Genomic DNA, 18,291 nt, shown 5'->3' on the forward strand with positions numbered 1-18,291 from the left:
TTTTATATGATGTTTACTACTTTAAATTATATACTATTTAATAGTTCAAATAGTATTCCTTTTTTTACTAAATTAACTTTTTGATTGTTTTAAAGCCGCTTTTATAAAATTCACAAATAATGGATGCGGTTTTAAAACGGTACTTTTATATTCTGGATGATATTGTACACCGACAAACCAAGGGTGGTTAGGGATTTCAACAACTTCAACTAAACCAGTTTTAGGGTTTATTCCTGTAGCTTTCATTCCAGCAGCTTCAATTTGAGCTAAATAGTCATTATTAAATTCAAAACGATGTCTGTGACGTTCACTAATAAATTCAGATTTGTAAGCATTATAAACTTTTGAGCCTTTAGATATATTACAATCCCAGGCTCCTAAACGCATTGTACCACCTTTTTCTGTTACATTTTTTTGACTTTCCATCAAATTAATAACTGGGTGTTTTGTGCTTTTATTCATTTCTGTAGAACTAGCATTTTCTAAATTCAATACATTTCTAGCAAATTCAATAACCGCCATCTGCATTCCTAAACAAATTCCAAAAAACGGAATGTTATTTTCTCTGGCATACTTTACAGCTTTAATTTTACCTTCAATACCTCTATCACCAAAACCAGGCGCAACTAAAATTCCGTTTAATCCTTGTAATTTTTTCTCAACATTTTTAGGAGTTAAGCTTTCAGAATGAATCCATCTAACTTTTACTTTTGTTTCATGAGATGAACCTGCATGAATAAAAGCTTCGGTAATTGATTTATAAGAATCTTGTAGCTCAATATATTTACCAATTAACCCAATTTCTACTTCAGAAGTTGGGTTTTTATGTTTCTGAACAAAATTGTTCCAAACTTTTAATTCTGGTTTTAAAGGTGATGATAATTTTAGTTTCTTTAAAACTACTTCATCTAAACCTTGTTCTAACATTAAATTAGGAACATCATAAATAGTTTCTGCATCTATAGATTGTATTACATCTTCTTTTTTAACATTACAAAAAAGGGCTAATTTTCTTTTAATATCATCAGAAATTTCATGCTCAGTTCTACACACTAAAATATTTGGTCCTACACCACTTTGCATCAACATTTTAACTGAGTGTTGTGTAGGTTTTGTTTTTAATTCACCCGCTGCAGCTAAATAAGGCACTAAGGTTAAGTGAATTACTATTGCGTTTTCTTCTCCTTTTTCCCACAACATTTGTCTTACAGACTCAACATAAGGTAGAGATTCTATATCCCCAACTGTTCCTCCAATTTCAGTAATAACAATATCAAAATCGCCAGTTTCACCTAAAATTTGAATTCTACGTTTAATTTCATCAGTAATATGAGGAATAACTTGAACCGTTTTTCCTAAAAACTCTCCTTTTCTTTCCTTATTTATTACAGATTGATAAACTCTACCAGTAGTAACATTGTTAGCTTGACTTGTAGGGATATTTAAAAAACGCTCATAATGTCCTAAATCTAAATCAGTTTCAGCACCATCATCAGTTACATAGCACTCGCCATGTTCATAAGGGTTTAAGGTTCCTGGATCTATATTAATATATGGGTCTAATTTTTGGATAGTAACAGAAAATCCTCTTTCTTGTAATAATTTAGCTAAAGAAGCAGCAATAATTCCTTTTCCAAGTGATGATGTTACGCCCCCTGTTACAAAAACGTATTTAGTGTTGTGCATGGTAGTCTTAGGTTTGCGCAAAAGTACTAACTCTAGTTTTTATCACAAATAAAAAAGAGATAAAATTATAATTTTTGATTGTTTAATTTAAATTTAAATTTAAATTTGAAAAAAAATGTTATGAAAAAAATAATTGTAATAACTTTCCTTTTCTTTTCTTTTTCTTTGTTTTCTCAGGCTTTAGGTAAAACAATTGAAAGATCTTTAAATAGTATTCAAATTGGTACTGTTGGAGGATGGTTTAATAATGAAGTTAGGTTTGCAGATCAATTTACATTAAGAACTGAAATTGGTTTGTATTCTGAAATCACAGCAGGAGTTGGCTTTTTTCTTGCGCCAGAAGTAAATTTAGAACCACGTTGGTATTATAATTTTAAAAAACGTGCTAAAAAAAGTTTAAATGTAACAAATAATTCAGCTAATTTTTTAACAGTTAAAACAAGTTATAGATCTAGTTTATTTGAAATTTCTTCTTTTGATGATAACTTAAATAGAGCAGAAGATAGTTTTTCAATTATACCAAAATGGGGAATTAGAAGAAGTTTAAGTATGAAAATAAACTACGAATTAGGTCTAGGTTTGGGGTATTTATTTTATATAAATCAAAAGTACCCAAGTGTTAGCGAGTCTGATGGTCTAGTAGTTGATCTTCACATAAGAATTGGATATAATTTTTAGTTTTGAAATATAAATATTTAATATTTTTTTGTGGGCTATTTTTTTCTTGTTCGGTTTTGTTTCCAAAAGGGATAACTTTTAACCTAGCAGATTATAACTATGATTATTTAACGTTTAATAAAAAGTTAGATAGAAATAATGTAAAATATATATAAAACCATACAACTATAGGTAAGTCTAATTTTAATAATGGGACAAATTTTCCTTTTATTTTTAAGTTTTTTCAAGATGAATTGAAAGAAAATGTAATCAAAAAAAACCAGTATAAAAATAATATAGGTAAATTATGCATACCTTTTTCAATTGATTATGATATTACAAATAAAAATGTTCAATTTCTAAAACAGTATACAGATTTTGATTATATTATTTTAACTAAAATTCAATATTTAGAGGAATTAGATAAAAACACTTTAACTTCGTTAAATAAAAAAAGATTATCGAGTTCAAAAGCTGGTGCAATTTCATTTATTAAAATTTTTGACATAAAAAATAATCAAATATTTATTGAAATGAGTTGTACAGCTGACGTTACTATTAATGAAACACGAAATATTTATTCTGGTATTAGAGAGTTTCAACCAATTTCAATTCATAAAAAGTCTTATGACTTAGGAGAAAAATCAATGAAAAAGTTGTTAAATAGAATAAAGTGAAAATATTTAATTTTTTTTGAAATTGTATTTGCCATAAATAAAAACAGTTGTATATTTGCACACGCTTTTGGTTAGGTATAAAACTGTGAAGCAAAAAATAATAAAAGAAGATTTTTAAAAATACATATAATGCCGAAAAGAACGTATCAACCATCAAAGAGAAAGAGAAGAAACAAACATGGTTTCATGGAAAGAATGGCTTCTGCTAATGGTAGAAAAGTTTTAGCTAGAAGAAGAGCTAAAGGAAGAAAGAAAATATCTGTTTCATCTGAAGCAAGACCAAAAAGATAATGATTAACAATTTGTTAATAATAAAGGTGTTACTATTCGTAGTAACACCTTTTTTTATACCTAAGACCTAATTATTTTTACAACTTAATAAAACACAGTTAATTACGATGCCAAAAAGAAAAGACTTAAACTCCATTTTAATTATTGGATCAGGACCTATTGTTATTGGGCAAGCATGCGAATTTGATTATTCAGGATCACAATCTCTACGTTCTTTAAGAGAAGATGGAATTGAAACTATTTTAATCAATTCTAATCCAGCAACTATTATGACAGATCCTTCAATGGCTGATCATGTATACTTGTTGCCTTTAACAACAAAATCAATTATTCAAATTTTAAAAGAGCATCCTCAAATTGATGCAGTTTTACCAACAATGGGTGGTCAAACAGCATTAAATTTATGTATTGAAGCAGATGATAAAGGAATTTGGAAAGATTTTGATGTACAATTAATTGGTGTTGATATTGACGCAATTAATGTTACTGAAGATAGAGAGCAATTTAGAGAGTTGATGTTGAAGATTGATGTGCCAATGGCGCCACAAGCCACAGCTACATCTTTCTTAAAAGGAAAAGAAATTGCACAAGAATATGGTTTTCCGTTAGTTATTCGTTCATCATATACTTTAGGTGGAGCAGGAGCATCAATAGTATATGATCCAAAAGATTTTGACGAATTATTGAGCAGAGGTTTAGAAGCATCACCCATACATGAGGTGATGATTGATAAAGCAATGATGGGATGGAAAGAGTATGAATTAGAATTATTACGTGATAAAAATGATAACGTAGTAATTATCTGTTCAATCGAAAATATGGATCCGATGGGTATTCATACAGGAGATTCAATAACAGTTGCTCCGGCAATGACATTATCAGATAAAACTTACCAAAAAATGCGTGATATGGCAATTCATATGATGCGATCAATTGGTGATTTTGAAGGAGGTTGTAACGTTCAGTTTGCTGTTTCTCCAGATGAAAAAGAAGATATTATTGCAATTGAAATTAATCCACGTGTTTCACGTTCTTCAGCTTTAGCTAGTAAAGCAACGGGTTACCCTATTGCAAAAGTAGCTACAAAATTAGCTATTGGTTATACATTAGATGAATTAGAAAACGGAATTACAAAATCTACTTCAGCTTTATTTGAGCCAACTTTAGATTATGTAATTGTAAAAATACCACGTTGGAATTTTGATAAATTCGAAGGGTCAGATAGAACTTTAGGTTTACAAATGAAGGCCGTTGGAGAAGTTATGGGAATTGGACGTTCTTTCCAAGAGGCATTACACAAAGCAACACAATCTTTAGAAATTAAAAGAAACGGGTTAGGAGCAGATGGTAAAGGTTATAAAGATTACAACCAAGTAATTGATAAATTAACCAATGCAAGTTGGGATCGTGTTTTTGCAATTTATGATGCAATTGCAATGGGTATTCCTCTAAGTCAGATTTATGATATCACAAAAATTGATATGTGGTATTTAAAACAATATGAAGAGTTATTTCAACTAGAAAAAGAAATTTCTACCTATACAATTGATACGCTTCAAAGAGATTTATTATTAGAAGCTAAGCAAAAAGGTTATGGTGATAGGCAATTAGCGCATATGTTAGGTTGTTTAGAAAGTGAAGTTTATAGTAAAAGAGAAGATTTAAAAGTACAGCGTGTTTTTAAGTTAGTAGATACTTGTGCGGCAGAGTTTACCGCAAAAACACCTTATTATTATTCAACTTTTGAAAACGAAATTGAAACTGCTGATGGAGAAATTATCATTGCAAATGAAAGTGTTGTTACAGATAAAAAGAAAGTTATTGTTTTAGGATCTGGACCGAACAGAATTGGACAAGGTATTGAGTTTGATTATTGTTGTGTACACGGAGTTTTAGCTGCTGCAGAATGTGGTTATGAAACGATAATGATTAACTGTAACCCTGAAACAGTTTCTACTGATTTTGATACAGCTGATAAGTTATATTTTGAGCCAGTTTTTTGGGAGCATATTTATGACATTATTCGTCACGAAAAACCAGAAGGTGTAATTGTTCAATTAGGAGGGCAAACTGCATTAAAGTTAGCAGAAAAATTAACTAAATACGGTATTAAAATTATTGGTACTTCTTTTGAAGCTTTAGATATTGCTGAAGATAGAGGAAGATTCTCATCAATGTTAAAAAACAATAAAATTCCTTTTCCTAAGTATGGTATCGCAGAAACTGCAGATGAAGCTTTGGTTTTAGCTGATGAATTAGATTTTCCTATTTTGGTAAGACCTTCGTATGTTTTAGGAGGACAGGGGATGAAAATTGTAATCAATAAAGAAGAATTAGTTGAGCATGTTGTGGATTTATTAGGTAGAATGCCAAATAATAAGTTGTTGTTAGATCATTATTTAGATGGAGCAATTGAAGCGGAAGCTGATGCAATTTGTGATGCTGATGGAAATGTTTACATCATCGGAATTATGGAGCACATAGAGCCTTGTGGAATTCATTCAGGAGATTCTAATGCAACTTTACCAGCTTTTAATTTAGGAGAATTTGTAATGCAACAAATTAAAGATCATACTCACACTATAGCAAGAGAATTAAAAACCGTTGGTTTAATTAATATTCAGTTTGCTATAAAAGATGATACTGTTTATATTATTGAAGCTAATCCTAGAGCATCTAGAACTGTACCGTTTATAGCAAAAGCTTATAAAGAGCCTTATGTAAACTATGCAACTAAAGTTATGTTAGGAGAAAAGAAAGTAACAGACTTTAATTTTAATCCTCAATTAGAAGGTTTTGCAATTAAACAACCAGTTTTTTCTTTTAATAAGTTTCCTAATGTAAATAAAAAATTAGGTCCAGAAATGAAATCGACAGGAGAAAGTATTCTGTTTATTGATAGTTTAAAAGATGATGAATTTTATAATTTATATTCAAGACGTAAAATGTATTTGAATAAATAAGTCAAAATTTGATTAAAAAAAAGCAACCAATAGGTTGCTTTTTTTGTTTAAGTATGTACTTGTTTATTTTTTATAAACTTCTTAAATTTAAAATATTCTTAAATATTTTACTTAGTAAAAGAAAAATATTTATTGTAAAAGTAAGTAATGTAAAAAATAATAGTAAAGTTACAATTCCATCAAAAATAGTTTTTATGTTGCTGATAGCTGTAATATAACTACCAGTAAAGTAGATTATTACTGAGGTTATTAAAAGAATGAATAATTCTTTGGTTATATCTTGATTCATAGTCTAATTATTATAAAAGTTGGTTTTATTCTATATTTATTTAGACAATATATTTTATAAAAAGTCACAGTTTAATTGAAAGAGAATGAGCCTAGTTAATGTTAGAAAGTATTCCGTTTTTTCAAATTTATGTTTAAATACTAGGTTTTAAGGCTAGAGTATTAACTTTTTTGAATAAAATAATGATATAAAAAAAATGAAAAAATATTAAATATTAGCCTTTATCATTCTATCATTACCAAATAAATCTTTTTTTAACTCAATGTTTTTAAAACCTTTGTTTGCTAACATTTTTACTGTTTCTTTTCCTAAATATTGATTTATTTCAAAAAATAACAAACCATTTTTGGTAAGATGTTGTTTTGCTAAATCAGCAATTTTATCATAAAATAATAAAGGATCTTCATCAGAAACAAATAACGCTAAATGAGGCTCGTTTTGTAAAACATTATTTTTTATCTCAACTTTTTCTAATTCTCTAATATAAGGGGGATTTGAGACAATAATGTCAAACTCTAATTTGTTATTATGATTGGTTTCCGACGAAATAATCTTATTATTACCAGATTGCTTCATTTCATTCGCAATGACATTTAAAGAAGTAGTTGTTAAAATATTTTTTTGCAAAAAATTAATATCGACATTATTTATTTTTGCATTTTTATTTGCAATAATCAATGCTTCATCAGAAATATCAATGGCAGAAATTTTTGAGTTTGGTAAGTTTTTGGCCAATGATATAGGAATACAACCAGAACCTGTTCCAATATCAAGAATTGACAATTTATCCGTTTTAAAACTTTGAGGTTTTGCAACTTCTTCTAAAATCCATTCTACTAATTCTTCAGTTTCTGGCCTTGGTATTAATGTGTTTTTATCAACCAAAAAAGGTAGACCGTAAAACTCGGTATTTCCAATTATGAACTGTATAGGTTCTTCTTTTTTTAATCTTTCTAAAGTTGTTTTTAATATGATAATTTTATCATCATTAATTGTAAAATCTGGTTTTAAAACAGTGTCAATTCTTTTTAAATTTAAATATTCATCTATCAAAATAAAAAAGAAAGAATCTATTTCAGTTGCTGGATAAATTTCAGAAAGTTGTTCTGTGAAAAAAAGTCGAAATTCTTTTAAAATCATAATGTTTTTATCATCCAAACATTGCAAGAATAATGTCCAGTATTACCCATTGGCTGCTCTAAGTTTACAAAACCATTTTTAGCATATAATGCTCTTGCAGCAGTCATATAAGGCATTGTTTCTAAATAGCATTGGTTAAAACCAAGTAGTTTTGCTTTTTGTAAACAGGTCGAAATTAATTTAGAGCCTAATCCTTTTCCGCGAGTTATTGGTAAAAAATACATTTTTTGTAGTTCGCAGGTTTTACCTTCAAAATTATCTAATTGTGCAATACCTGCGCCGCCAACAACTTTGTTTTTATGCTCTATTACATAGTACACAGAAGTGTGTTTGTCAAAGTTTTCAAACATTTTATCGGTAGCTTTATCTTCAAAAGCTGTACCTATTTTTGGAGCTCCAAACTCAACCAAAACATTACGGATTACTTGAGCAATTTCTGGATTATCTTTAGGCTTAATTTCTCTGATGATAAAATCTTCTGTTGTCATTTATTCCTGTATTTTTGCAGTAGCAAGTTACCTAATTTTTTTAAATATTTATTATGAAAAAAGGACTCTATTTTTTAGTGTTATTTTTATTTATTTTCAGTTGTTCAGTTAATAAGAGCCCCGTTTTTATTAAGGTTGATAATTTAAAACTAATTTCTGTAGCTTCAGATACAATCCGTTTATCTGCAAATGCTTTTTTTGAAAACCCTAATGATGTTGGAGGTAAGATATCAACAGATGAAATTAAAGTGATTGTAAATGATACTGAAGTAGCACAAGTTTCTTCGGATGAGTTTAAAGTTCCTGTAAGAAGTGAGTTTCAAGTTCCGTTAAAAGTAGTAATTCCTACACATAAAATTTTTGGTAAAAATAAAAATGGAATTTTAGGAGGTTTGTTAAAATCGGTTTTTAATAAATCAATAAAAATACAGTTTAAAGGAGAAATAAAGTATAAGGTATTAGGTTTTTCTAGTACTTATCCTATAGATCAAACTCAAGATTTAAAAATTAAATTCTAAGTTATCAAACACGAATTTTACATAAAACGTTGTTTACAAGTAGCAAAAAACGGAATTGGAAATACACGCCCAAATCCTTCTGTTGGAGCAGTTATTGTTCATCAAAATAAAATTATTGGTGAAGGTTTTACATCTGAATATGGTAATAATCATGCAGAGGTTAATGCGGTAAACTCTGTTGAGAACAAAGTACTATTAAAGGAGGCAACTATTTATGTTACACTTGAACCATGTTCACATTTTGGAAAAACGCCACCTTGTGCAGATTTATTGGTTAAACATCAATTTAAAAATGTAGTTATTGGTTGTGTTGATACAAATAGTTTGGTTGCAGGAAAAGGGATTGAACGTTTGAGAAATGCAGGAATTAATGTTATTATAGGTGTGTTAGAGGATGAATGTAAAGAGCATCATAAACGATTTTTTACTGTACAGAATAAAAAAAGGCCTTATATTATTTTAAAATGGGCTGAAACTATTGATGGTTTTATTGCGCCTTTATCTAAACTTGAGCAAAAGCCAATTTGGATTTCCAATAAATATTCGCAACAATTAGTGCATAAATTAAGGAGTAATGAGCATGCGATTTTGGTAGGTACAAATACTGTTATTGCTGATAATCCTAAATTGAATGTTAGAAGTTGGTTTGGAAACAATCCAACAAGAATCATTCTGGATAAAACTTTACGAATTCCATCAGATTTTAGTGTTTTTGATGGAACAGTAAAAACAATTGTTTTAACTGGGGATGATAATAAGCTTGAAAATAAAATAGAAAATGTAATTTTTGAAAGAATAGATTTTAATAGTAATCTTGCCCAACAAATTTGTATAGTTTTACAAAAACACAATATTCAATCTGTAATTATTGAAGGGGGTTCGCAGACATTACAAACATTTATTGATGAAAAATTATGGGATGAAGCTCATGTTTTTATGGGTGGATTTTCTTTTGAAAACGGTGTTAAAGCACCTGTTTTTTCAGGAAATGTAACATCAGAAAAAAGAATTAAAAACGACATTTTAAAAATATATAAGAATGATTAAAAACATCATTTTCGATTTTGGAGATATATTTATCAATCTTGATAAATTTGCAACTTTTAATGAAATGGCAAAATTAGGAGTTACAAATATTACTGATGAAATGATTGGAATGTATCATCAGTACGAAAAAGGTTTGATATCTACAGATAATTTTATCAACTTCTTTAATGGTAAATTTAAAATACCAAAAGAAAACTTAGTTTTCGCGTGGAATGCTATTCTGTTAGATTTTCCTCAAAAAAGATTGAATTTTTTAAAAGAATTATCTGCAAGTAAAAAATACAGGTTGTTTTTGTTGAGCAACACAAACGATTTACACATAAAACGGATTCAAAACTCTTTAGGAGAAAAATTTTATAATGAATTTAAAAATTGCTTTGAGCGGTTTTATTTATCACATGAAATTAATTTTAGAAAACCAGATTCAGAAATTTATGAGTATGTTTTAAAGGAAAATAAACTAATTGCCGATGAAACTTTATTTGTAGATGACTTAAAAGAAAACACTAATACAGCCAATAAATTAGGGATTCATGTGTGGAATTTAATTCCAGGTGAAGAAGATGTAACTGAATTATTTACAAAAAATATTATCTATTGATTTATCTATTTTTAAGTATACTTTTTTCTTCAGGATTGTTTGTCATTTTTAAATATTTTGGCATTTATAAAGTTGATGTTTTGAAGGCTATTTTTGTTAACTATATTGTTGCTTTTACAATGGGTTTTACTCTAGATAAAAGTAGTTTTTCAATATCAGAAGTGCCTAATCAACCTTGGTTTTTTGGAGCCGTTTGTTTAGGAGCCTTGTTTGTATCTATCTTTTTTGTAATGGCAATGACATCACAAAAAAATGGAGTATCTGTCGCGTCAGTTGCAGGAAAAATGTCAGTAGTTATCCCTGTTTTTTTTGGAGTGTTTTTGTATAGTGAATCTGTTACTTTCTTAAAAATTGTTGGAATCGTTATAGCTCTATTTGCCGTATACTTTACTTCTGCAAAAGAAGAAAAGTCAGTAAATAAAAATGCTGGTTTGTTATTTCCTATTCTACTGTTTTTTGGTTCAGGAGCTATAGATACTATTTTAAAATATGTAGAGGTTACTTTTGTGCCAAAGGAAGATGTTTCTGTTTTTTCTGGGAGTTTGTTTGGTATTGCTGCTGTTTTTGGGTTTATTATTTTATTAATAAAAACGATAAAGAAAAGAACTCCTTTTGGTGTTAAAAATATTATTGCAGGTATAGTTTTAGGAATTCCAAATTATTATTCTATTGTCTTTTTAATTAAAGCTTTACAAGCTGATAGTTTTGAAAGTTCTACATTATTTACGATTAATAATGTTGGTATTGTTATTCTTTCTACAATAATTGGAGTTTTGCTTTTTAAAGAAAAATTTACTTTTAAAAATAAAATTGGTATTGTCTTGGCTATATTTGGAATTATAATTGTAGCAATTGCCTAATGGAAAAAGATGCGTATAAGACGATAGAAAATCCTTCTGAAGAAACACTTTTTAAAGATAAAAACAGTAAGTTTTTTGGCTATGCATTTCCAGTTTTTAATGAAGATGATGTTAAAAATGCTATTGATGGATTGAGGAAAAAACATCATTCTGCCCGTCATTTTTGTTATGCATATCAAATTGGAGTAGAACAAAAAAAGTTTAGAGCAAATGATGATGGAGAGCCTAGTAATTCTGCAGGAATGCCAATTTATGGACAAATTCAATCTTTTGAAGTTACCAATATTTTAATTGTTTCTGTTCGTTATTTTGGAGGGACAAAATTAGGTGTTGGTGGTTTAATAAATGCTTATAAAAACTCTGCACAGTTAGCTTTATTAGCATCTAAAATTGTTGATAAAACAATTGACATTCTTTATAAACTAAAATTTAGTTACGATTTAATGAATAAAGTAATGAGAATTGTAAAGGAGAAAAACATAAATATAGTTGCTCAAAAGCTAGAAATGGATTGTGAGTATACAATATCTATTAGAAAAAAAGACGCTCAAACTATTTTTGATATTTTTAATAATTTGTATAAAGTTGAGATAAAAGAGTTAAAAATCTAAACTTTCCAATAAATAATTTGGACACCTTGTAGGTTTGCTTGTTTTCATATTCATAAATGCTAAAACTGAACTTCCGGTACAAATTAATTCGTTGTTTTGATTTGTAACTTTATAATCAAACTCAATTTTTACCATTGGTTTTTTCTTAAGTACAGTTTCAATAGTTAAAACATCATCATATAAAGCAGATTTGATAAAATTACAGGTTAATGAAATAACAGGAAGCATTATTCCGTTGATTTCCATATCTTTGTATGTAACCCCTAAAGAACGTAACCATTCTGTTCTTCCTAATTCAAAAAATTGAGCGTAGTTTCCGTGATAAACAACGCCCATTTGATCAGTTTCAGAATAACGAACTCTAGTTTTTGTTAATGATTTTTTCAAAACTTATGAATAATTAATTTTTGAGTATTTTACGTAAAAAATAATTAATAATCAATAGCAAATTCATTTTTTTATACTGAATTTTATTCACACTTTTGTAAGGCTATTGAAAAGGCCTCTTTTTTGACCTTTTATCAGAATTATTAATAAAAAAATTACTAAAATTTAGAATGACTTTAACTGCTGACTCAGTTTGGAATGAATGTTTGACTTTTATAAAAGACAACATTAAACCCCAAGCATATAAAACATGGTTTGAACCTATAAAACCAGTAAAACTTTCAGGAGAAGCGTTAACAATACAAGTACCAAGTAAATTTTTTTATGAATGGTTGGAAGAGCACTATATCAAACTTTTAAGAGTTGCATTAGTTAGGCAATTAGGCAATGATGCTAAATTGATTTACGATGTTAAAATGGAAAACAATTATAGTTCTAACAGACCACAAATTGTTAAAATTCCGAGTTCTAATAGAGACCCTTTAAAACCACAAAAAGTAACAGTTCCTTTAGAATCCAATAAGAGAGAATTAAGAAATCCGTTTATTATTCCGGGTTTACAGAAGGTAAAAATAGAATCGCAATTAAATCCTAATTATAATTTTGTAAACTTTATTGAAGGAGATTCAAATAGATTAGCACGTTCTGCAGGAATGGCTGTTGCTAACAAGCCAGGAGGGACTTCTTTTAACCCATTGTTAATTTATGGTGGAGTGGGTTTAGGAAAAACACATTTAGCACACGCAATAGGTGTTGATATTAAAGATAAATATCCTGATAAAACTGTTTTATATATTTCTTCGGAAAAATTTACACAACAGTTTATAGATTCTGTAAAATCGAATACTAGAAATGATTTTATTCATTTTTATCAAATGATAGATGTTTTAATTATTGATGATGTTCAATTTTTATCTGGTAAAGCTGGTACGCAAGATGTATTTTTCCATATTTTTAATCATTTACATCAAAACGGAAAGCAAGTAATTTTAACTTCAGATAAAGCGCCTGTAGATATGCAAGACATTGAGCAGCGTTTATTATCTCGTTTTAAATGGGGATTATCAGCAGAATTACAAGCACCAGATTACGAAACTAGAATTTCTATCTTACAAAACAAATTGTATAGGGATGGTGTTGAAATGCCAGAAGAAATTATAGAATATATTGCAAAAAATATAAAATCTAACGTTAGAGAATTAGAAGGTGTTTTAATTTCTATGATAGCTCAAGCATCTTTTAATAGAAGAGAGTTTTCTATAGAATTGGCAAAACAAATTGTAGATAAATTTGTGAAAAACACCAAAAAAGAAGTTTCTATAGATTATATACAAAAAGAAGTTTCTAAGTATTTTGATATGGATGTGGCTACATTACAATCAAAAACTAGAAAACGGCATATTGTGCAAGCAAGACAGTTAGCTATGTTTTTTGCAAAAAGATTAACAAAAACTTCATTAGCAAGTATTGGTAATCAAATTGGACAAAGAGATCATGCAACTGTGTTACATGCTTGTAAAACAGTAGACAACTTAACAGAAACTGACAAGCAGTTTAGAAAATACGTAGACGATTTAACAAAGAAATTAACTTTCTAAAACCTTGCTTTTATGATAAAAGTATTGATGGTTTGTTTGGGGAACATTTGTAGATCTCCGCTAGCTGAAGGTATCTTGAAATCCAAAGTATATACCGATAAAATTGTTATTGATTCCGCAGGAACTGTTGCCTATCATGTTGGTAATTTACCAGATAAACGCTCTATTGAAGTAGCTAAAAACTATGGCATCAGCATTAATGATCAAAGAGCAAGAAAATTTGTAGTTAAAGATTTTGATGAATTTGATTATATTTATGCAATGGATGAAAGCAATTATCAAAATATTTTAAAGCTTTCTAGAAATGAAAATGACTCAAAAAAAGTAAGGCTAATCTTAAATGAGTCTTATCCAAATGAAAATTTATCTGTTCCAGATCCATATTATGGAGGAGATCAAGGTTTTGTAGATGTTTATAAAATGTTAGATGAAGCTTGTGAGATAATTGCAAATAAATTAGCCTCTAAATAAATAATTATGATTGGTAAACTCTATTTAATTCCCACAACTTTAGGAGATACAGAGCCTTTAGAGGTAATGCCTTTATCAGTAAAAAAAGTGGTAGAGCAAATAGATTATTATATTGTTGAAAATGAGAAATCTGCAAGAAGGTTTATCAAGAAAATATCACCAAAAAAACAACAACCTTCATTGCATTTAATGTTGTTAGATAAGTATGCTGAAGAAATTGAAACCAATAAATATTTAGATGTTTGTAAAGATGGTATTAACGTTGGTTTATTGTCGGAAGCTGGGGTTCCTGCAGTTGCAGATCCTGGAGCAAGTATTGTAAAACTAGCACATCAAAAAAATATACAAGTGGTACCTTTAGTTGGGCCATCATCAATACTAATGGCAATGATGAGTTCTGGAATGAATGGTCAAAACTTTGCTTTTAATGGGTATTTGCCAATTGATAAGAGCGAAAGGAAACGTAAACTTAAAGAGTTAGAGAAGTTTTCTTTAGATAAAAATCAATCGCAAATTTTTATAGAAACTCCGTATAGAAACGAAAAAATGCTTGCCGATTTAAAGACAATTTTATCACCAACAACTTCTTTATGTATTGCTGCAGATATAACATTACCAACAGAGTATATTAAAACAAAGATGGTAAAAGATTGGAAAAATCAACAACCAGACTTACATAAAAAGCCTGCAATTTTTATTATTCAGAAGTAATTAAACCGTTGCTTTTCTATTAGCTTCAATGATAGAAACATCATAACCAGCAAACTTTCTTAGGTAAGACTGAATTGAAGCTCCATAAGCATCAGAGAACTTTTGAATTCCATTGCTTCGTAAGAATTTCTTTACATTACCTGCACCACTTAAATGTGCAGCCGCTAAAATTCCTGACTCAGTAATTTTAATTCCGTTTATAGTTTTACCAACAGACCGATTAATATCTTTTCTTAAAATCCATTTGTTTACTTTACATAAAGCAACAAAAGCTTTTTCTTGTAACTCAGGGTTTTGAAGAAATTCATTTGTATTGTAAATTTTAAATCTTTTAAGTGTAGATTTTCCAAATTGATATTTACCTAAATACCCTAATGTGTTTATTACACCGTATTTGCCTTGAGATTCTTTAAAAGCTACAGCTTCTTTAAAAGCCATAAAGTTATTTGTTAAATATGGAATATTATAATCTACATATTTAGGATAAGTAACCTTTTTAGTTTCTACCTTTTTATTTGTGAATTCTATTGCATTTGTAAATAGAAAAATAACACTAACTAAAAATAATATCTTTTTAATAACTTGAGCCTTTTTGTTAAGCGGTGCAAATTTATAACATTATTTAAATATACTGATAATCAAATAATTAATTTCGTCGAAATTATAAATAGTGTAGTAAAAAAGTGCTTTTACCTAGGTAAAAAGGTAATTTATTTGTTTTATTTTTGAAGTTTTCAATAAAAATGATTTTTTATTGTGAATTTAATTTTTTATCTATTTACACCTTGACTGTTTATCCACCTATGATATTTTGCTGCATTATTATTGTGTTGAGCAAGTGTTTTAGCAAACGAATGATACCCAATTTTATCAACATTAGCACACATATACATGTAGTTATGTTTTTGTGAATTTAATACACCATCAATACTAGAAATATCTGGCATTGCAATTAAGGTAGGAGGTAATCCTTTATTTTTGTAAGTATTATAAGGAGAATTTAAAGCTAAATCAGCAGTTAAAACTCTTTTAACAACATAATCTTGCCCTTTTATTTCTTTAACACAATATATAATTGTTGGATCAGCTTGTAAAGGCCACCCTTTTTTTAGGCGATTTAAATACAAACCAGCAACAATAGGTCTTTCTTCTTTTTTTGCAGTTTCTTTTTGTACGATTGAAGCTAAAGTAATTACCTCACTCTTTGTCATATTTAAAGCTTTAGCTTTTTTAATTCTTGAAGAATTCCAAAAACGATTATATTCTAATAATAATTTATTTCTAAATTTATCGGCAGAGGTAGTCCAGTAAAATTCATAACTATTAGGGATACAAATTTGTAATACTGATTTTTTTGTGAGTTTATTTTTTGATAGAAACTCTTTATTTGTAAAAGAATTTATAATAGAAACAGAATCTATTTCTAATTGTTCAGCAATTCTACCAGCAAATTTTTCTAATGTATCTTGATTATTAAAGGAGATTTTTAATGGTGTTTGATTTCCACTCCTTAGCATGTTTACTAATTCATTATTAGACATACCTTTTTTTAAAAAATATCTTCCGCTTTTTGGTTTTGTAAAATTTTTCTTTGAAGCAATTAGCAAAAATGCATTTGCATGCTCTGAAAAAGGAGCTAATTTATTTTTTATATCAGTTAAAGTATCAGAAGAATTTACAAAAATAACACTGTCTTTAGTAATTGTTTTTCCAAATATTTTTTGGTAATAATTATTTGCTATTACTCCACTAACAATAATAATTATTGCAATAATACTGTATATAAGCTTTTTTCTCAATGTGTTCAATTTTTTTAGAATAGCAAAATTACTCATTTATCAATTGAAATAAAATTTCATGTTTAAATTTTCCTTCAGATAAAATCCAATCTTTTTTAATTCCAACTTTTTTAAACTGTTGTTTTTCAAATAAAGAAATGCTTTTAGAATTATCTGAAGTAATATTTGCATATAATTGATGCAATTGTAAATGAGAAAAAGAATATGAAATTAAAAGAGATAGAGCTTCTGTTGCAAAACCTTTTTGCTGAAAATCTGGCTGAATTAAAATGCCAATACCTGCTCTTTTATGTTGCGGATTAAAATCAAACAAATCAATCATACCAATTTGTTTTTTTGTTGATGCATCTTCAATTAGTAAACGCAGTTGTTTAGCCTCAAAAATATCTAAATGTGCGTTTTCAATATATTGTTTTAAAATATATTTAGAAAACGGAGCTTGAGTGTGACTTACTTCCCAAAAAGATTCATTGTTTTCTATATTGAATAAAAACTCTAAATCTTCAGGTTCTAGAGCTCTTAAATTTATTTTATTATTAGATAGTATCATCTTTAAAATTTTAAATATTAAAGTGTAATTTAGAGAAGATCCGCTAAGATTGTTGAATCTAATTATTCTTCGTCCATAAATTCATTTATTAACTTTATCTGTCCTTCTAGCATTGCTATTCCTTTATGAATTTTACAACCTTTTTCAATCGCTTGTTTTAAAGTACAGGTGATTTCTGGGCTTATTATTATTTCTGCAACAATAGTTTTAGGTTTAAGGTTTGAGAGTGATAATATAGGTTTATCATTTTCTTTCATTCCAATAGGGGTAGCGTTAATTAGAATATCGGTATCCTCAGAAATTTGCTCATCGTAAACTATTTCTAAATTCGGATAGTGCGCTTTTAAGTTTTGAATTAAGTTATAAGCTTTAGTTTTTGACCTATTATAAATTGTCAACTTTCTTATTCCATTAGCGCAAAGTGAATATGCAATTCCTGATGCAGCTCCACCTGCGCCCAGTAAAAATATATTTTTTGATTTAACTGAAAGGGTATGATTTTTTAAACCTTCTACAAATCCATTTCCGTCTAATACTGTTCCTTTTATAAGTCCTTTAGATGTCCTTTTTATAACATTACAAGCTCCAACTTTTTTAACTTCGTCCGAAACTTCATCAAGATATTTAACTATTCCTGTCTTATGGGGCATTGTAATAACTGCACCTTTAAAGTTTTGAATATTTTTTAGTCCTTCAATTGTTGATTTCAAGGAAAGTTTATTAACGTGAAGTGGTATTAGAATTTTATTCTCATTTTTTTTATTGAAAATAGTATTCATTAATGCTGGTGTTGCGACTTGTTGAATCGGGTCTCCTATTATTCCATAAATTATAGTTTTTCCGTTAATTTCCATTAGGCTGCTTTAATTGCACACAACGTTAATGCGAATATGCAACGTTTAAATGTTTTATATTGGTAATTAGCGAAGTTATAAGAAAACAAGTTT

Annotated in this window: 20 protein-coding genes; 12 read left to right on the forward strand and 8 right to left on the reverse strand. The window is 28.3% G+C overall.

The window, feature by feature from the left end; translation table 11 throughout:
* Window positions 1–72: 72 nt before the first annotated feature.
* Window positions 73–1,686, reverse strand: coding sequence for a CTP synthase (locus Q0733_RS02610; RefSeq protein ID WP_298778610.1), 1,614 nt, complete (start codon window positions 1,684–1,686; stop codon window positions 73–75).
* Window positions 1,687–1,806: 120 nt separating this feature from the next.
* Between Q0733_RS02610 and Q0733_RS02615 the strand changes: the two genes are divergently transcribed.
* From Q0733_RS02615 to carB, 4 genes are all read left to right on the forward strand, one after another.
* Window positions 1,807–2,364: a hypothetical protein gene (locus tag Q0733_RS02615; protein ID WP_298778612.1), complete on the forward strand. Its 558-nt coding sequence runs from the start codon at window positions 1,807–1,809 to the stop codon at window positions 2,362–2,364.
* A gap of 233 nt (window positions 2,365–2,597) precedes the next feature.
* Window positions 2,598–3,020, forward strand: coding sequence for a hypothetical protein (locus Q0733_RS02620; RefSeq protein WP_298778614.1), 423 nt, complete (start codon window positions 2,598–2,600; stop codon window positions 3,018–3,020).
* Window positions 3,021–3,149: 129 nt separating this feature from the next.
* The gene (rpmH, locus tag Q0733_RS02625; protein WP_144894959.1) at window positions 3,150–3,311 is read left to right on the forward strand and encodes a 50S ribosomal protein L34; all 162 of its coding nucleotides are present in this window, start codon (window positions 3,150–3,152) and stop codon (window positions 3,309–3,311) included.
* Window positions 3,312–3,418: 107 nt separating this feature from the next.
* Complete coding sequence (gene carB / locus Q0733_RS02630; protein WP_298778623.1) at window positions 3,419–6,274, forward strand: carbamoyl-phosphate synthase large subunit; 2,856 nt, start codon at window positions 3,419–3,421, stop codon at window positions 6,272–6,274.
* A 496-nt stretch (window positions 6,275–6,770) separates the two neighbouring features.
* On the opposite strand, the gene prmC is transcribed toward carB, so the two are convergent.
* Window positions 6,771–7,703 (reverse strand): peptide chain release factor N(5)-glutamine methyltransferase, encoded by a 933-nt coding sequence (gene prmC / locus Q0733_RS02635; RefSeq protein ID WP_298778626.1) that lies wholly within the window; start codon window positions 7,701–7,703, stop codon window positions 6,771–6,773.
* Window positions 7,700–8,191: a GNAT family N-acetyltransferase gene (locus tag Q0733_RS02640; protein WP_298778629.1), complete on the reverse strand. Its 492-nt coding sequence runs from the start codon at window positions 8,189–8,191 to the stop codon at window positions 7,700–7,702. Before Q0733_RS02640 ends, prmC begins: the two co-directional genes overlap by 4 nt.
* A gap of 53 nt (window positions 8,192–8,244) precedes the next feature.
* Between Q0733_RS02640 and Q0733_RS02645 the strand changes: the two genes are divergently transcribed.
* From Q0733_RS02645 to Q0733_RS02665, 5 genes are read left to right on the forward strand one after another with little or no spacing between them, the layout of a single operon-like run.
* Window positions 8,245–8,709 (forward strand): LEA type 2 family protein, encoded by a 465-nt coding sequence (locus Q0733_RS02645; RefSeq protein WP_298778633.1) that lies wholly within the window; start codon window positions 8,245–8,247, stop codon window positions 8,707–8,709.
* Between the two features lie 3 nt (window positions 8,710–8,712).
* Window positions 8,713–9,756, forward strand: coding sequence for a bifunctional diaminohydroxyphosphoribosylaminopyrimidine deaminase/5-amino-6-(5-phosphoribosylamino)uracil reductase RibD (ribD, locus tag Q0733_RS02650; RefSeq protein ID WP_367276289.1), 1,044 nt, complete (start codon window positions 8,713–8,715; stop codon window positions 9,754–9,756).
* A complete protein-coding gene (locus Q0733_RS02655) occupies window positions 9,749–10,357 on the forward strand; it encodes an HAD family phosphatase (protein ID WP_298778636.1) in 609 nt (202 codons plus the stop codon). The genes ribD and Q0733_RS02655 overlap by 8 nt, the downstream gene beginning before the upstream one ends.
* On the forward strand, window positions 10,354–11,217 hold the full coding sequence (locus Q0733_RS02660) for an EamA family transporter (protein ID WP_298778638.1): 864 nt from the start codon (window positions 10,354–10,356) through the stop codon (window positions 11,215–11,217). The genes Q0733_RS02655 and Q0733_RS02660 overlap by 4 nt, the downstream gene beginning before the upstream one ends.
* The gene (locus Q0733_RS02665; protein ID WP_298778641.1) at window positions 11,217–11,828 is read left to right on the forward strand and encodes a YigZ family protein; all 612 of its coding nucleotides are present in this window, start codon (window positions 11,217–11,219) and stop codon (window positions 11,826–11,828) included. Before Q0733_RS02660 ends, Q0733_RS02665 begins: the two co-directional genes overlap by 1 nt.
* On the opposite strand, the gene Q0733_RS02670 is transcribed toward Q0733_RS02665, so the two are convergent.
* A complete protein-coding gene (locus Q0733_RS02670) occupies window positions 11,817–12,215 on the reverse strand; it encodes a thioesterase family protein (RefSeq protein WP_298778646.1) in 399 nt (132 codons plus the stop codon). The genes Q0733_RS02665 and Q0733_RS02670 overlap by 12 nt on opposite strands.
* A 170-nt stretch (window positions 12,216–12,385) precedes the next feature.
* Here Q0733_RS02670 and dnaA point away from each other — a divergent pair, with 170 nt between their 5' ends.
* The 3 genes from dnaA to Q0733_RS02685 are packed head-to-tail and all read left to right on the forward strand — an operon-like array spanning window position 12,386 to window position 14,995.
* Complete coding sequence (gene dnaA / locus Q0733_RS02675; protein WP_298778649.1) at window positions 12,386–13,813, forward strand: chromosomal replication initiator protein DnaA; 1,428 nt, start codon at window positions 12,386–12,388, stop codon at window positions 13,811–13,813.
* A gap of 12 nt (window positions 13,814–13,825) precedes the next feature.
* Window positions 13,826–14,284 carry a low molecular weight protein-tyrosine-phosphatase gene (locus Q0733_RS02680; RefSeq protein ID WP_298778651.1) on the forward strand — a complete coding sequence of 153 codons (459 nt, stop codon included), beginning with the start codon at window positions 13,826–13,828 and terminating at the stop codon, window positions 14,282–14,284.
* 6 nt (window positions 14,285–14,290) lie between these two features.
* A complete protein-coding gene (locus Q0733_RS02685; protein WP_298778654.1) occupies window positions 14,291–14,995 on the forward strand; it encodes an SAM-dependent methyltransferase in 705 nt (234 codons plus the stop codon).
* Here the strand turns inward: Q0733_RS02685 and Q0733_RS02690 are convergent, their stop codons facing one another.
* The 4 genes from Q0733_RS02690 to Q0733_RS02705 form a co-directional block, all read right to left on the reverse strand.
* Complete coding sequence (locus Q0733_RS02690; RefSeq protein WP_298779099.1) at window positions 14,996–15,565, reverse strand: peptidoglycan-binding protein LysM; 570 nt, start codon at window positions 15,563–15,565, stop codon at window positions 14,996–14,998.
* Window positions 15,566–15,765: 200 nt separating this feature from the next.
* Window positions 15,766–16,794: an endolytic transglycosylase MltG gene (gene mltG / locus Q0733_RS02695; RefSeq protein ID WP_298778657.1), complete on the reverse strand. Its 1,029-nt coding sequence runs from the start codon at window positions 16,792–16,794 to the stop codon at window positions 15,766–15,768.
* 28 nt (window positions 16,795–16,822) lie between these two features.
* Window positions 16,823–17,344 (reverse strand): GNAT family N-acetyltransferase, encoded by a 522-nt coding sequence (locus Q0733_RS02700; protein WP_298778660.1) that lies wholly within the window; start codon window positions 17,342–17,344, stop codon window positions 16,823–16,825.
* 62 nt (window positions 17,345–17,406) lie between these two features.
* Window positions 17,407–18,198 carry a hypothetical protein gene (locus Q0733_RS02705; RefSeq protein ID WP_298778662.1) on the reverse strand — a complete coding sequence of 264 codons (792 nt, stop codon included), beginning with the start codon at window positions 18,196–18,198 and terminating at the stop codon, window positions 17,407–17,409.
* Window positions 18,199–18,291: the final 93 nt, after the last annotated feature.

Origin of the sequence: uncultured Polaribacter sp. (assembly GCF_947500975.1) — a bacterium.
In the GTDB taxonomy this organism is placed as follows: domain Bacteria; phylum Bacteroidota; class Bacteroidia; order Flavobacteriales; family Flavobacteriaceae; genus Polaribacter.

Excerpts from the sequence above, each read along its gene's own strand:
- Q0733_RS02610 (WP_298778610.1), bottom strand. The coding sequence starts at position 1,686 with ATGCACAACACTAAATACGTTTTTGTAACAGGGGGCGTAACATCATCA.
- Q0733_RS02615 (WP_298778612.1), top strand. The coding sequence starts at position 1,807 with ATGAAAAAAATAATTGTAATAACTTTCCTTTTCTTTTCTTTTTCTTTG.
- rpmH (WP_144894959.1), top strand. The coding sequence starts at position 3,150 with ATGCCGAAAAGAACGTATCAACCATCAAAGAGAAAGAGAAGAAACAAA.
- carB (WP_298778623.1), top strand. The coding sequence starts at position 3,419 with ATGCCAAAAAGAAAAGACTTAAACTCCATTTTAATTATTGGATCAGGA.
- prmC (WP_298778626.1), bottom strand. The coding sequence starts at position 7,703 with ATGATTTTAAAAGAATTTCGACTTTTTTTCACAGAACAACTTTCTGAA.
- Q0733_RS02640 (WP_298778629.1), bottom strand. The coding sequence starts at position 8,191 with ATGACAACAGAAGATTTTATCATCAGAGAAATTAAGCCTAAAGATAAT.
- Q0733_RS02645 (WP_298778633.1), top strand. The coding sequence starts at position 8,245 with ATGAAAAAAGGACTCTATTTTTTAGTGTTATTTTTATTTATTTTCAGT.
- Q0733_RS02655 (WP_298778636.1), top strand. The coding sequence starts at position 9,749 with ATGATTAAAAACATCATTTTCGATTTTGGAGATATATTTATCAATCTT.
- Q0733_RS02665 (WP_298778641.1), top strand. The coding sequence starts at position 11,217 with ATGGAAAAAGATGCGTATAAGACGATAGAAAATCCTTCTGAAGAAACA.
- dnaA (WP_298778649.1), top strand. The coding sequence starts at position 12,386 with ATGACTTTAACTGCTGACTCAGTTTGGAATGAATGTTTGACTTTTATA.
- Q0733_RS02680 (WP_298778651.1), top strand. The coding sequence starts at position 13,826 with ATGATAAAAGTATTGATGGTTTGTTTGGGGAACATTTGTAGATCTCCG.
- Q0733_RS02685 (WP_298778654.1), top strand. The coding sequence starts at position 14,291 with ATGATTGGTAAACTCTATTTAATTCCCACAACTTTAGGAGATACAGAG.
- Q0733_RS02700 (WP_298778660.1), bottom strand. The coding sequence starts at position 17,344 with ATGATACTATCTAATAATAAAATAAATTTAAGAGCTCTAGAACCTGAA.
- Q0733_RS02705 (WP_298778662.1), bottom strand. The coding sequence starts at position 18,198 with ATGGAAATTAACGGAAAAACTATAATTTATGGAATAATAGGAGACCCG.